This window comes from Mechercharimyces mesophilus, assembly GCF_059818345.1.
Window position 1 is genome coordinate 730,178 of record NZ_JCBAPH010000001.1, and the last position, 13,892, is coordinate 744,069.

Here is a 13,892-nt window from a genome sequence, read left to right on the forward strand (position 1 = left end):
GATGACAGTGAATGCGCAATTGAAGAAAGGCGTCTTGGAGCTTTGTGTTCTTGTGTTACTGGATAAACAAGATCGGTATGGGTATGAGTTGGTGCAGAAAATTTCGCGTCGCATTGAGATTACAGAAGGTTCGGTTTATCCCATCCTGCGCAGACTGACGAAAGAGGAGGTCTTTACCACCTATTTGAAAGAATCTTCAGAGGGTCCACCGCGTAAGTACTACCGAATGACTGACAAAGGGCGGACCTATCTGCATGAGCGATTAACAGAATGGCAAAGTTTCTCGCTAGGTGTAACTCAATTAATTCAAGAAGGTGGTTTCCATGACTAAGCACCAATTTCTGAAGAGTTTGGAGCAAGAGCTACATGTTTTGGATGATGGCGAGCGGCAAGAGGTTTTACAAGACTATCAGGAACATTTTGTTGCGGGCTTAGTAGAGGGGAAAGGAGAAGAAGAGATTGCAGCAGCCCTCGGCTCTCCCATACAGATGGCGAAAGAGATATTGGCTACGTATCATCTGGAGAAGGTTGAAGCAGAAAGAAATGCAAGCAATCTCTTACGGGCGACGTGGGCAGTGATGGGATTGGGATTTTTTAACCTTGTGTTTGTGCTGGGGCCAATGCTGGCCTTGTTTGGTCTGGTTGTTGCAGGGTGGATGATGAGTGGGTTATTACTCATTTGTCCGCTACTTGTTCTCATCGATGCTTGGTTTTTTTCTACCCCCCTTTCATTATATGCTGGGTTCTTTTCGCTGGCATGCACGGGTTTAGGTCTCATGATGATTGTCGGAATGGTCTATGTGACTCGATTTGTGAGCAAAGGATTTGTTCGTTATTTGCGTTATAACATTTCATTTGTGAGAGGTGGTTTGAAACATGGGTAAAGGTTGGCTGGTCCTAATTATTGGCTCGGTATTGCTGGTGATTGGGGTCATTGGAAGCGTGGCGACTTACGCATTTTCAGATACAGAGGTGAAGATTTCCGATGAAAAAGTAATAGAGAGTGCAGGGATCGAAGAGATTCGAGTAGAGGTGTCCCCATCAGTGAAGGTGAGACCGACTGATGGGGACAGAATAAAAGTGAAGCTTTTTGGAACAGGAAGCGAAAGTAGCGAACAAGAGATAACGACCAATGTGAAAGGGAAGAAATTATCTATACGCTACGACTCAGCGGTAGAAGAGCGTTGGTTTCCGTGGAATTCTGTATCTGAAAGATTACAGGTAGAAGTGCTTCTACCAGAAAAAGGATATGCCCTTCTGCAAGTAGAAAATGGGAACGGTGCGATGCAGGTTGAGGATCTATCCATTGGTAACGTGAATCTTCTCGGAGTGAACGGGGCAATCGTCATGGAGAAGGTTCATTCGTCCGTTATCCAGGTGGAGACAACCAATGGCTCCATCCAACTCCTCGATTGCGACGGAAACCTGACAGGTGGAACGACAAATGGGAGAATAGAGATTACTACAAAAACCCTCGATGAGAGTATGGATTTTGCGACCACCAATGGTTCGATTATTCTCAAGACGGATCAAGAGCCGACGAATGCTCAGATTGACGTAGAAACAGTGAATGGAAGCGTGAGTATCTTTGGAGAATATGATCATCATGCCGTTCTTGGGGATGGAGAACATCGGATTGAATTGGAAACCACCAACGGGTCAATCGTAGTGGAATAGTAGAGAGTAAGTAGGGTAATGGCAGGCTTGAGAATAAGCTCCTCCTATCTTTTTTCTTATCATTTTCAGAGGAGATGGGATACAGGATTCTCTCAAAAGAATGGCTTAGGCAGGACCACCCATTTTTTTCGTTCTTTCGGCTAAAGATAGACGTCAGCTGAGAGCAGAAAAGTCCAGGTTGAATAGCCTGTAGAGTAGGCAGTTTATCATTGGAGAGGAGAAAAAAGGATGTATACATCACAGTTTCCTCCGTTTGGCTATGGACGTCCATTTGGGTATGGACCTGGATTTGGTTATGGAGTTGGACCAGTCGGGCCGGGTTATGGAGTGGGCCGGGGTTATGGCTATGGGCCCAACTTTGGACCGGGTTATGGATACGGACGTGGGTATGGACTTGGCCCTAACATGGGATATGGATGGAGGAGATGGGGTCCTTATTAGGGAGATTCCTTGAATGGGTTTATAAAGGAACCTATCAAGAAATTCAGAAGTAGTCTACGTTAAAGAGAAAGCGAAAGAATCAGTTGGACCACGAAATAACCGACGAGTGATGGGCTAGCCACCTATTTTCTCAGTGAGAAGAGTCATTTATCCCTTTCGCTAAACCATGTTTAGCATAAAAATATAGAGAATTACAAAGGAGGTATGTGAATATGGGTGGCTATGCTGGTGCTGGTTATGCGGGTTATGGTGGTATTGGATATAAGAGTTTACTCATTTTCTTGCTCGTGATTGCGACCATCTTCGTCTTTTGCCTCGGCGGATGTGGAGTTTATGGAGGTTATCAACAGAGAGGTTATGGGTGCTGCTAACACCTTTGATACAAAACCTTCGTATTTGAAGTGTTTTCATTATTTTAGAGACGAGATGTCTCTCTTTTTTTTGAAATCAAGGTGGGCTGATGACTGAGTATGAAGATCTTTGTTACGGCGATTGGTCCCTTCCGTGAGCGGGTATAGAATGTTAGGCTGGAATAAAAGAAGTGAAGAACAGGAGAGGAATTGAATCGTGACACAGACAATTATATACCTTCTCTTTTTTCTTGTTGTTTTTTTTATGATAACCCCAGTGCTAATTCTGTTGTATCTGCATACGGTGGACCGCAAACAAGATCAACATTCGGTCTTGCGTAACTACCCGTTATTGGGGCGCATGCGATTTATCCTTGAGAAAATGGGTCCCGAATTAAGGCAGTACCTCTTTGATCACGATACGGAAGGCAAGCCGTTTTCTCGGGTGGATTACTTATCGATTGTGAAGCGAGCAAAGTATTTTCAGACGAAGATTGGATTTGGTTCACAGCGTGACTTTGAAGCCCCTGGTTTCTTTCTTCGCAATGCGATGTTCCCTAAACAGATGAAGGAACTTCGCGTGGATAATTCTCCTTTGATCCAAACAAAGCGGTATTCTCTCGATCACGATGGACTTTTCTCGCGCAAAGAGCACTTGGAAGAAGAGAAAGTGGAGCCATTCCTTTTGCCAGAGGAGGACGCTGTTGTGATCGGACCCCACTGTCCACAGCCTTTTCGGGTAAGAAGTCAAATAGGGATGTCAGGAATGAGCTTCGGCGCGCTAGGTGACCAGGCCATCACTGCATTGTCAGAAGGGTTGGGAATGGCGAAAGGGACCTGGATGAATACAGGTGAAGGTGGATTATCTCCTTATCATCTCAAAGGGAATGTTGACCTAATTCTACAGATTGGTCCGGCATTGTTCGGAGTACGCGATTCTCATGGTTCCTTAGACTGGAAAACTTTAAAAGAGAAATCTGCGTTGCCTCAAGTCAAAGCGATTGAGTTAAAGCTAGGGCAAGGAGCCAAGATTCGCGGAGGGCATGTGAGTGGTGCGAAAGTAACGGAAGAAATTGCAGAAATTCGTAAGATTGAACCGTACAAAACCATTGACAGCCCCAATCGTTTTAACGAATTTCACGATGTCCCCTCCTTGATAAACCTCATTGAGCAGATTCGTCAACATACTGGCAAACCCGTAGGCATGAAAATCGTGATGGGTGGCAGGGGAATGTTGGATGAACTAGCGCAATATATGCAGGAGACAGGCAAAGGCCCCGACTTTATCACAGTAGATGGTGGTGAAGGAGGAACCGGTGCTACCTATCAGGAATTGGCGGATGGAGTTGGCTTACCCTTAAAGCCGGCGCTTGCGTTGGCGGATGAAGCATTACGCCGCTTCCAAGTAAGACAGCGGGTAACCTTGATCGCTTCGGGAAAATTGTTTACACCGGACCGGATAGCCACCGCTCTCGCTTTGGGAGCAGATCTCGTTTGCATGGCACGTAGCTTGATGATTACAGTTGGCTGTATTCAAGCGTTAAAGTGTCATACAAATGAATGTCCTGTAGGAGTTGCCACAACCGATCCTGATCTACAAAAAGGGTTGGTCGTGGACGAAAAGAAATACCGTGTACTTAACTACATGGTTGCCCTTCGACAAGGGCTCTTCCGAGTGGCAGCCGCTACAGGTCTGGATACTCCCACGAAGTTTACGCATTCCCACCTTACGTATCAGAATGCCTCAGGGCAACTACTCTCGACTGAAGAATGGATGAAGGAGTATTCACCTGTTGCCACCAGTACCAACAAACTATCTGAGGTGGGGTGATATGGGGATGTCGTGCGTTTTTTCAAGAGAAACGGGTTGGGCGGGCAAGGGTACGTACACAAAATGAGCGCTCATGAGTTCTAAGCGCCCATGTAAAAGAGTCCGGCATTGATGACGACAACTTCAATCCGGGGATGGTATTGCCTGATGGTTTCTCTAACGCGCTGGGTTTTCTCGGCGCGTTTTTCTGCGCTTAATTTTTCTTCTTCTCCATAGTAGCGAGCCAGCTGGAGCAATTCTTGTTGCATCCAGGATTGTGCCTCTCGCGCCCACTGATGATCTTTTTTTTCAATCGTATCTTGCAAGTGTTTTTCGAGTAAGCCTACCCCTTCACCAATCGTAAGTTGTGGCTCGGTGGTATGGTGATAGGAAGGGAGCCTGGGACTCCAGCCCCGATTGGTGAGCCGTTGGGAAAATGATTCCTCAATCTCTCCGCTGTGTAAGTTGATCCCAAGAGAGTAGATCTCCTCTTTCTTCTGATCACATTGGTAGGAAGTGAGGTAATGGATTCCCAGCCAGGGAAGATAAGGACGTGAACGTGCAGAAAGGTTGGACGTGTGTCCCGTAGGAGGGGATTCATACAGACGCACAAAAGCCGGTTTTTTCTGTGCTGAAGCTAGCATCTTGGTAAAGCGAGGGGAACCGTAGGAAAGATATTCTACCCGCCTTCCTTCTGGTGGTAGCGTATGCGTATCAAAAGCAAAAGATAGGGTAGCAGGTTGAGGCGTAAGCCCCATTTTGTCGACGTACATCCAGTAGAAAGGACGATTCATGAGGTCTTGATCCACCTCAATGGAGAGTCGCGTGGTAAGAGTAGTAGGGGATTCATCTGCAATCTCACAATCGAAGGCGGATAAATATTGTTTGGTGAAGGCTTGTACTTTTTCCTTTTTCAAATGGCTTCCTCCTCACTTGGATAGCATGGTTTTGCCTGGCACTCCTTCACGTGCATCATGAATCTGTTCCCCGAGATGGAGGATGTTTTTCTTTATCTCTTCGTCGCTGTGGGCTTCCAAGACGGCTTGCATCAAATGATTCTCCAGTGTTCGCTTCATCTCTATTTCTTCTAGAATCGTTTCCACTTCACCGATGACGGTTCGAAAGAGGTCGATCTTTTCATGTAGAAGCCAGATGATGTGCTCTTCTATGGTATCTACTGTGGCAAAATTGTAAATGTGAACATCTTCCGTCTGTCCAAAGCGGTGGACGCGTCCGATGCGTTGTTCCACACGCATGGGATTCCAGGGCATATCAAAATTAATCATGTGGTGGCAAAATTGCAAGTTGACACCTTCCCCTCCAGCCTCGGTTGCAACCATCACCTGAGCACGCTTTTTAAATATCTCCATCATCCAATCCTTTTTATTGCGATTAAACCCACCACGGTAGGGAACCGCAGCAATCCCTGCTGCTGCCAGTGAGCGCAAGATCATTTCTTGCGTAGCACGATACTCGGTGAAGAGGATCACTTTTTCCGGGATGGATTGAATAAGAGCGAGGGCTTTTTCTATTTTAGCTGGTTTTTTGACAGCACGTAACAAGTGAGCGAGGTGTTCTACTTCGGGAGAGAGTGCTTCTTGCTCTCCTTCTTTTCGCTTAAAAAGCTTAAATAAGGTTAAAAAGGCGGCATCACGACTGGAGCATACTTCCCGTTGCAAGAGTACCAGGGAAAGCATACTGCTGAGGCTCTTCCCGTTCGTCTTTACTTGTTGGCGGATAAAACGCGTGACGCCTTCATAGAGGTCCCGTTCTTCCGGTGTTAATTGAATGGAGATGGTATGAACATGCCTTTTGGTAAAAGAGATATTTCCATCTTGCCGGCGATTACGAATCATGACACGTTGAATTTCGGATCGTAATTGCTCCTCCTTCTTTGCTTTACGTTTGCCGGCGACGTACTCGCTTTGAAAAGCTTGTTCTTGACCTAAATGACCGGGTTTCAAAATGGTGACGAGATTAAATAGTTCACTCAGTTCATTTTGTACCGGGGTGGCCGTAAGCAATAGGCAATATTTCTTCTGGAGTTGGTAGATAAATTGCCAGTTTTTCGTACGCTTATTTTTTAGTTTGTGGGCTTCATCCACCAATAAGAGATCGTAAGATTGTTCCAGGATGGTTTCACGATGTGGTGAGCGTTTGGCTGTATCCATAGAAGCCACCAGAATGTCATATTTCTCCCACATCCACGCTTTCTTCTGCGCTACTGCGGGGATGTTAAATTTCTGATTCAGCTCGCGTGTCCACTGGAGTACCAGAGAAGAGGGAACCAAAATTAAGGCGCGCTTTACCAAGCCTCGCAAGAGGTATTCTTTAAGCACCAAACCGGCCTCGATCGTTTTTCCCAAACCAACTTCGTCTCCGAGGATGGCTCGCCCACGCATCTCTCCAATGACTCGCCGGGCTGCTTCAACTTGGTGAGGAAGGGGTGTGAAGTTAGAAAGTGTTTTTAGACAATGCAGTTCGTCAAACTCTCGCACCAGCTGAATCTCTGCTGCGGTTAGTGCCAGTTGGTAACGCTCCCATGTACTCCAGTTGTGGTCACTTTCAACGCAATGCTGAAAGTGATGGAGCCACGTTCGATCGAAACGAATAGGGACACTCTCCATTTTAGCTACCTCCCATAATGTGAATGCTAGCAAATTGATGATTTTCAAGAGACCCTTTGGCTTGGGAGCGTAAGGGTGTAGGAGTTAGGATGGACACTTTCCCAACAAATCATTAGATTTTACGGGCAAGAAAGGATACAAAGAAGCATATTTCCTACTAAAAGCTTCTGTTTTCAACAAGTGGATACCTTAGTCTTCCTCAAGGGATCTTTTATAGTATGGAATAATTCGTGAGACTTTATAAAGTAGGGTATCGAAAAGGAAGAGAGAATATGGCACAATGGAATGGAGGAAAGCGAGCGATTGAAGGCGGGAGGAGAGTCCACAGCAAGAGAGTGGCGCCGAAGGAGCAAACCCATGCCAGCCTGGCAGAACGCATAATGAAAGGATCGCCAGTTTGATGAAGATCGACCAGCGATCGTGGGAGCATCGGGTGAATCTCTCAGGCAAAAGGAGGCCCGCTGGACGCAACTCTGGAGAGTGTCTTGCCAATATAAGACCACCCAAGGGGCAATTCGACCACTTGTGTCGGGTAAACTCTCTGGTTATGGGACAGAGTGAATGCCAGTGCTAAAAAGAAAAGAGGAGCACATTCTTAAGAAGTGAAAGAGTTTGCTGGAGGTGGAGAGGTTGACACAATGTAAACGCACCCCCCTGTATGAGGTTTATCGCGAGGAAGGCAAGTTGGTCCCTTTTGCCGGGTGGGAAATGCCGGTTCAATTTACCGGGATTAAAAAAGAGCATGAAGCGGTGCGTACACGCGCGGGTCTATTTGATGTCTCTCATATGGGGGAAGTAGAGATTCGTGGCCCTGGTGCATTTTCTTTGGTACAGAAGCTGACGACCAACGATGTCTCCAAATTGGAACCGGGAAAAATACAGTATACGCTGATGTGTTACCCGGATGGCGGAACAGTGGATGACCTTCTGGTTTACCAGTTAGAAGAAGAGCGCTATCTTCTCGTCCTAAACGCAGCCAACATTGATAAAGATGTGGAATGGATTGAGAAGCATGCTGTAGGTGATGTAACTGTCGTCAACACATCGGATGAGACGGCACAATTGGCCTTGCAAGGACCATTGGCGCAACAGGTACTACAAAAGCTAACTACTGTAGATTTAGCTGAAATTCGTTTTTTCCGTTTCCAGATGGACGTCGAGCTGGCAGGAGTGCGGGCGTTGGTTTCACGTACAGGGTATACCGGAGAAGACGGATTTGAAATTTATCTCGCTCCAGATGAGGCGGCAACGCTTTGGAAGAAGATCCTGGAGGTAGGTGAAGAAGAAGGCGTAGAGCCATGTGGACTGGGTGCACGTGATACCCTTCGCTTTGAAGCTCGTCTACCATTGTACGGCAATGAATTGTCTCCAGATATTTCTCCACTCGAAGCGGGTCTTGGCTTTGCAGTTAAGCTAAAACAAGAAGATGATTTTATTGGTAAAGAGAGCCTCATGCGGGCAAAAGACGAAGGACTAAAGCGGAAGTTGGTAGGAATCGAGATGGTGGAGCGTGGCATCCCTCGTACGGGCTATGCCATCTATTTGGCTGAACGTCAGATTGGTACAGTGACCACCGGTACGCATTCCCCAACATTAAAGAAAAATGTGGGTCTTGCGCTAATTGAAACGATGGAAGCTGTGGAAGGAAACGAAGTCGAGGTAGAGATTCGTGGAAAACGCATCATAGCAAAAATTGTCGCCACTCCTTTTTACAAGCGGCCACAGAAATAGAGGAGGAACCAGGGATGAAATTTCGTTACCTACCCATGACGGAAGAAGATCGCCAAGAGATGCTATCCTCTCTCGGTTTGGATTCGATAGAAGAGTTATTTGCAGAGATTCCTGAAAACGTTCGCTTTCAGGGGGAATTAAACCTTCCTCCTGCTTTAGCCGAACCCACACTTGTGCGTCATATGCAACGCTTGTCAGGAATGAACACCTCCTTTGATGAAGCAGCTTGTTTTTTAGGCGCTGGTGCATATGAGCACTATATCCCTAGTGTCGTGGGGCACATGACATCGCGCTCCGAATTCTACACCGCCTACACACCGTACCAAGCGGAAGTGAGTCAAGGTGAATTGCAAGCCATCTTTGAATTCCAGACCATGATCGCCGAGTTGACTGGAATGGAAGTAGCCAATTCTTCTATGTATGATGGCGCGACCGCTTTGGCAGAAGCAGCGGGTGTTGCGCTGGCTACCAACCGCAAGCGAAAAGTTCTTGTGTCCAAAGCGATTCACCCGGAAGCACAGGCCATTATCCATACTCAAGCAAAAGGAATGGGTCTAGAAATTGTTATAGTCCCAGCGAAAGATGGCGTTACGGATCTCGATTCCCTGTCCCAGATGAGTGATAAAGAAACCGCAGCTGTGATGGTTCAATCGCCTAACTTTTATGGCAATCTAGAAGACCTCGCAGCGATTGAACCAATCGCTCATCGGGAAAAAGGTTTGTTTGTTGTCAGTACCAACCCAATGTCCCTTGGAGTTGTTAATCCACCGGGCAACTTTGGTGCGGATATTGTCGTAGGAGATGCGCAACCTTTGGGCATTCCTGTGCAATATGGTGGACCACATTGTGGCTTTTTTGCCACCACCAAGAAGCTGATGCGTAGAATACCGGGCCGTATTGTAGGACAAACCGTAGATGAAGAAGGTCAGCGTGGGTTCGTACTCACTTTGCAAGCACGAGAGCAACATATTCGGCGAGAGAAAGCGACTTCTAATATTTGTTCTAATCAGGCATTAAATGCGCTGGGAGCAGCTGTCTATCTATCCGCACTCGGAAAAGAAGGATTTCAACAAGTATCCAAGATGAATTTGGATAAAGCTCATTATGCTAGAAAACGTATGGCGCAGATCCCAGGTGTTCGTCCTTGTTTTGACCAGCCTTTCTTTAATGAATTTGCGCTACATTTGCCTATTCCGGTGTCCGTAGCAAACCAAGCACTGCTCGAACAAGGAATGATCGGGGGTTATGATCTTGGACGAGTAGATACTGAGCATGAAGGGTGTATGCTGATAGCGGTGACAGAAATGCGGACGAAAGAAGAAATCGAGGCATTTGCACGCGTATTGGAGGGATTGGTATGAGCCAGGAGAAAGCATTAATCTTCGAAATGAGCAAACCAGGGCGTACAGCCTATAGCTTACCTGAGTCAGATGTGCCGGTTTTGTCTACGGAAGAAGTTCTACCTCAAGGTATGGTGCGCGAAAAACCGGCGGAACTGCCGGAAGTCTCTGAGTTGGATCTCGTCCGTCACTTTACGGAGCTCTCACGTCGCAACCATGGGATTGATAACGGATTCTACCCTCTCGGGTCTTGTACGATGAAGTACAATCCAAAGGTGAATGAAGATGTGGCGCGTCTCGCGGGCTTTACACGCATTCATCCTTACCAACCGCAAGAGACGGTGCAAGGGGCATTGGAGTTAATGCACGAACTGCAAACCGCGTTGGCAGAGATTACTGGAATGGACAAGGTTACCTTACAGTCAGCCGCTGGTGCACAAGGTGAATGGGTTGGTTTGATGTTGATTCGTGCTTATTTACGCGATCGTAGCGAAACGCAACGCAACAAAGTGATTGTTCCCGATTCGGCTCATGGAACCAATCCAGCTAGTGCAGCCGTCGCCGGTTTTGACGCCATTACGGTTCCCTCCAACGAGAAAGGTCATGTCGACGTGGAAGCGTTGCGTCAAGTAGTGGGTCCCGATACGGCTGCCTTGATGCTAACCAACCCCAATACGCTCGGTTTGTTTGAGGAAGAAATCCGGGAAATTGCGGATATTGTTCATGAAGCAGGTGGCCTATTGTACTATGATGGGGCCAATGCCAATGCGATCTTAGGTATAACCCGCCCAGGGGACATGGGCTTTGATGTCGTGCACCTTAACTTGCATAAGACCTTTACCACCCCTCATGGTGGCGGAGGACCTGGTTCGGGTCCGGTTGGTGTGACCGCCAAACTGGCTCCGTATCTCCCCACCCCGACGATCGAAAAAGGGGATGAAGGCTATTACCTTAACGAAGATGTGCCCAAGTCGATTGGACGCATCAAAGGCTTCTATGGTAACTTCGGCATCAATGTGCGTGCATACGCCTATATCCGGACAATGGGTGCCGAAGGCTTGCGGCAGGTATCCGAAAATGCCGTTCTCAATGCCAATTACGTGATGCGTAAACTAGAGCCATATTACGACCTTCCGTTTAAACAACATTGTAAGCACGAATTTGTGCTATCAGGAGCCAAGCAGAAAAAACAAGGGGCCCGCACGCTCGATATGGCCAAGCGCCTGCTCGACTTTGGTGTGCACCCGCCCACGATCTATTTCCCCTTAATTGTAGAAGAGTGTCTCATGATTGAGCCTACCGAAACGGAGAGCAAAGAAACACTCGACCATTTTATTGAGGCCATGATTCAAATTGCCCGGGAAGCCGAAGAAAACCCGGAAGTGATTCAAGAGGCACCCCATCATACGGTGGTCAAACGCTTAGATGAAGTAGTAGCAGCACGAAAACCCGTCTTGCGATGGGAGAAGAACGAGCAAGCGTAACGAGAAGAAATAAGGAGTGGAGAGGCGGACCAGGGGTGGTCCGTCTTTTTTTTGTTTGGGTATGGTGCATTAATAGACTGAAAATTCAGAATGTAGAAGGTAGCGGTAGTGGTTAGCCTAAGGCAAAGGTGTCCACAAGGTGAAGAGAGGTGAAATCTATGAAGAAATAACCGTGCTACAAAAGCAAGGCATGGAAGAAGGACTAGGAAAGTAAGAAGTACAGTTGAGGGTGATTCAGTCTGTGACGAATGAGAGATGGTGTGATGCTGCCTATACCCGAAATGGTTGTTGACCATATAATAGGGCATCAGGGTCATAATCAATGGAGGGTTGTAGGATGAAAAGGATGAAAAGGATGAAAAACGAAAGGCAATCGCTTCGGTTTAAGCGTTGTGATGAGAATGAGCAGGGTGCCTATGTTACAGAAGGACAGGGAATCCAGTGTACATTTTCGTCAGAGGGCGTACAGTTTACGTTAAGTGAATCGGATGTTGTGGCTTTGCGATTTGTTGGCGCGGGTGAGGGAATGGCACCCAAGGGATTCAATCCAAATGAGCAAGGGATTGAATGTCTAGTCTACAAGGATGTCTGGGTGGGAATTGATGTTGTTTTTTATGGATATGGACAACAGTTGAAGTACGATGTGGTGGTTCATCCCGGTGCTTGTGTGAAGGATGTTCGGTTGCGGTATGAAGGTGGGAACGGTGTGACATTAAGTGAAAGGGGAGGTTTGTTTGTTTATACTTCTAATGGAGTAATATTTGAACCAACTCCGGTAAGTTATCAAGTGGTGGAGGGGGAGAGAGAAGAGGTTGCCACTCGGTTTCAACTGTCAGACGATGGGACGATTGGTTTTGATGTAGATAGATATGATGAGAACACCAACCTATTGGTGATTGATCCTGTTGTCATCTATTCTACGTACTTAGGGGGAAGCGAATCTGATAGTGGGATTGGGATTACTGTCGATGGAAATCGAAATGCCTATGTGACCGGGTCGGCTAGTTCTTCAGATTTCCCTGTGACAACAGGTGTTTTTCAGACAATATACACTGGTGGGACAGATGGTTCCAACGCATTTATTAGTAAGTTTCATATGTCGGGTAGCTCCCTTCTTTATTCTACCTTTCTAGGTGGAACAGATAGTAACACTGGAACAAGTATTGCCGTTGATGGATCAGGAAATGCGTATGTAACAGGTTTGACTAGTTCCACCGATTTCCCCGTCACTTCTAACGCTTTTCAGACGGTGTTGCCTGGTAATTCATCTGCTTTCGCAACAAAAGTAAATGGAACAGGTACTTCTCTTGTTTACTCTACTTACCTAGGCGGTCAAAATGGTTCGGAATCAGGAAGAGGAATTGCTGTAGATGGATTGGGAAACGCCTATGTGACAGGGATTACGGGTGCGAATGATTTCCCCGTAACTACGGGTGCTTTTCAAACACAGTATGGAGGAGGACCTCAAGATGGATTTCTCACAAAATTTGATCCAACGGGAACGGCTCTCGTCTATTCCACTTACTTAGGGGGAAATGGAGATGATGATGGCAGAGATATTGTAGTGGATAGCAACAATCAGGCGTATGTTACTGGAGAAACAACCTCAGCCAATTTTCCAACGACAGCGGGTGCCTTTCAGACGATGTTAAATGGTGGGCGAAATGCATTTGTGAGTAAGGTGAATACTGCTGGCTCTTCATTGATTTATTCCACTTATTTGGGTGGGAATGTCTCGGATACGGGTAATGGCATTGATTTAGATGGAAGAAACAATGCCTACGTGACAGGGGCAGCACAGTCCACTAATTTTCCGATAACCAACAACGCGTTTCAAACTGTATTTCTAGGAACTATCGCAGCTTTTATAACAAAGTTGAATCCCATGGGCAGTGCACTTGTATACTCTACTTTTTTAGCTGGGAGTGGAAGTGACACGGGTGTGGGCATTGCCGTTGATTCGTTTGGAACAGCATGGGTGAGCGGTCAAACTACTTCCACCAACTTTCCCGTTACATCAGATGCCTTTCAAGATAGTAGTGCTGGTGAAGTGGATGCATTTGTTACGCGAATGGGCTTCTCGGGAGAGGGAATCTCTTTTTCTTCCTATCTAGGGGGAAGTGGTACGGATAGAGGTGCTTGGGTAGCAGTCGATACAGAGGAGAATGCTTATTTTACGGGGAGTACAAGGTCGGTTAACTTTCCTGTTACCTTTAGAGCTTTTCAAAGTCAATTAGCGGGATCAACAAATGCCTTCGTAACGAAAATAGGAGAGCTTACTCTGGTAGCAACAGGCCCATCAGGCCCAACAGGTCCGGCAGGTCCGCAAGGAGCGATAGGAGAACGAGGTCCGAGAGGACCAAGAGGACGACGGGGTCCCAGTGGCCCTCGTGGTCCACGAGGCAGTGGAGAGGGAGAGTTATCTGGATAAA

The 13,892-nt window shown here is 46.9% G+C and carries 12 protein-coding genes and 1 riboswitch; of the genes, 10 read left to right on the forward strand and 2 right to left on the reverse strand.

The window, feature by feature from the left end:
• Positions 1-7: 7 nt before the first annotated feature.
• The 6 genes from AC6RGY_RS03785 (at position 8) to AC6RGY_RS03810 (ending at position 4,299) form a co-directional block, all read left to right on the forward strand.
• Positions 8-331 (forward strand): PadR family transcriptional regulator, encoded by a 324-nt coding sequence (locus AC6RGY_RS03785; RefSeq protein WP_499861451.1) that lies wholly within the window; start codon positions 8-10, stop codon positions 329-331.
• The gene (locus AC6RGY_RS03790; protein WP_499859865.1) at positions 324-884 is read left to right on the forward strand and encodes a DUF1700 domain-containing protein; all 561 of its coding nucleotides are present in this window, start codon (positions 324-326) and stop codon (positions 882-884) included. The genes AC6RGY_RS03785 and AC6RGY_RS03790 overlap by 8 nt, the downstream gene beginning before the upstream one ends.
• Positions 877-1,677: a DUF4097 family beta strand repeat-containing protein gene (locus AC6RGY_RS03795; protein WP_499859866.1), complete on the forward strand. Its 801-nt coding sequence runs from the start codon at positions 877-879 to the stop codon at positions 1,675-1,677. Before AC6RGY_RS03790 ends, AC6RGY_RS03795 begins: the two co-directional genes overlap by 8 nt.
• Before the next feature lie 228 nt (positions 1,678-1,905).
• Complete coding sequence (locus AC6RGY_RS03800) at positions 1,906-2,118, forward strand: hypothetical protein (protein WP_499859867.1); 213 nt, start codon at positions 1,906-1,908, stop codon at positions 2,116-2,118.
• A gap of 212 nt (positions 2,119-2,330) precedes the next feature.
• Complete coding sequence (locus AC6RGY_RS03805) at positions 2,331-2,489, forward strand: hypothetical protein (protein WP_499859868.1); 159 nt, start codon at positions 2,331-2,333, stop codon at positions 2,487-2,489.
• Positions 2,490-2,733: 244 nt separating this feature from the next.
• Positions 2,734-4,299, forward strand: coding sequence for an FMN-binding glutamate synthase family protein (locus AC6RGY_RS03810; RefSeq protein ID WP_499861452.1), 1,566 nt, complete (start codon positions 2,734-2,736; stop codon positions 4,297-4,299).
• A gap of 80 nt (positions 4,300-4,379) precedes the next feature.
• Here the strand turns inward: AC6RGY_RS03810 and AC6RGY_RS03815 are convergent, their stop codons facing one another.
• Positions 4,380-5,195 carry a YqhG family protein gene (locus AC6RGY_RS03815; RefSeq protein ID WP_499859869.1) on the reverse strand — a complete coding sequence of 272 codons (816 nt, stop codon included), beginning with the start codon at positions 5,193-5,195 and terminating at the stop codon, positions 4,380-4,382.
• 12 nt (positions 5,196-5,207) lie between these two features.
• Positions 5,208-6,905 (reverse strand): DEAD/DEAH box helicase, encoded by a 1,698-nt coding sequence (locus AC6RGY_RS03820; protein ID WP_499859870.1) that lies wholly within the window; start codon positions 6,903-6,905, stop codon positions 5,208-5,210.
• Between the two features lie 303 nt (positions 6,906-7,208).
• Positions 7,209-7,373: riboswitch (glycine riboswitch) on the forward strand.
• 162 nt (positions 7,374-7,535) lie between these two features.
• Here AC6RGY_RS03820 and gcvT point away from each other — a divergent pair.
• The 4 genes from gcvT to AC6RGY_RS03840 all read left to right on the forward strand — a co-directional run bounded on the left by gcvT (position 7,536) and on the right by AC6RGY_RS03840 (position 13,891).
• Positions 7,536-8,636, forward strand: coding sequence for a glycine cleavage system aminomethyltransferase GcvT (gene gcvT / locus AC6RGY_RS03825; RefSeq protein WP_499859871.1), 1,101 nt, complete (start codon positions 7,536-7,538; stop codon positions 8,634-8,636).
• A gap of 14 nt (positions 8,637-8,650) precedes the next feature.
• A complete protein-coding gene (gcvPA, locus tag AC6RGY_RS03830) occupies positions 8,651-9,997 on the forward strand; it encodes an aminomethyl-transferring glycine dehydrogenase subunit GcvPA (RefSeq protein ID WP_499859872.1) in 1,347 nt (448 codons plus the stop codon).
• Positions 9,994-11,460: an aminomethyl-transferring glycine dehydrogenase subunit GcvPB gene (gene gcvPB / locus AC6RGY_RS03835; RefSeq protein WP_499859873.1), complete on the forward strand. Its 1,467-nt coding sequence runs from the start codon at positions 9,994-9,996 to the stop codon at positions 11,458-11,460. The genes gcvPA and gcvPB overlap by 4 nt, the downstream gene beginning before the upstream one ends.
• Before the next feature lie 337 nt (positions 11,461-11,797).
• Positions 11,798-13,891, forward strand: coding sequence for an SBBP repeat-containing protein (locus AC6RGY_RS03840; protein ID WP_499859874.1), 2,094 nt, complete (start codon positions 11,798-11,800; stop codon positions 13,889-13,891).
• Position 13,892 lies beyond the last annotated feature (1 nt).

Coding starts and splice junctions, on each gene's coding strand:
- AC6RGY_RS03790 (WP_499859865.1), top strand. CDS start 324: ATGACTAAGCACCAATTTCTGAAGAGTTTGGAGCAAGAGCTACATGTT.
- AC6RGY_RS03795 (WP_499859866.1), top strand. CDS start 877: ATGGGTAAAGGTTGGCTGGTCCTAATTATTGGCTCGGTATTGCTGGTG.
- AC6RGY_RS03800 (WP_499859867.1), top strand. CDS start 1,906: ATGTATACATCACAGTTTCCTCCGTTTGGCTATGGACGTCCATTTGGG.
- AC6RGY_RS03805 (WP_499859868.1), top strand. CDS start 2,331: ATGGGTGGCTATGCTGGTGCTGGTTATGCGGGTTATGGTGGTATTGGA.
- AC6RGY_RS03810 (WP_499861452.1), top strand. CDS start 2,734: ATGATAACCCCAGTGCTAATTCTGTTGTATCTGCATACGGTGGACCGC.
- AC6RGY_RS03820 (WP_499859870.1), bottom strand. CDS start 6,905: ATGGAGAGTGTCCCTATTCGTTTCGATCGAACGTGGCTCCATCACTTT.
- gcvPA (WP_499859872.1), top strand. CDS start 8,651: ATGAAATTTCGTTACCTACCCATGACGGAAGAAGATCGCCAAGAGATG.
- gcvPB (WP_499859873.1), top strand. CDS start 9,994: ATGAGCCAGGAGAAAGCATTAATCTTCGAAATGAGCAAACCAGGGCGT.
- AC6RGY_RS03840 (WP_499859874.1), top strand. CDS start 11,798: ATGAAAAGGATGAAAAGGATGAAAAACGAAAGGCAATCGCTTCGGTTT.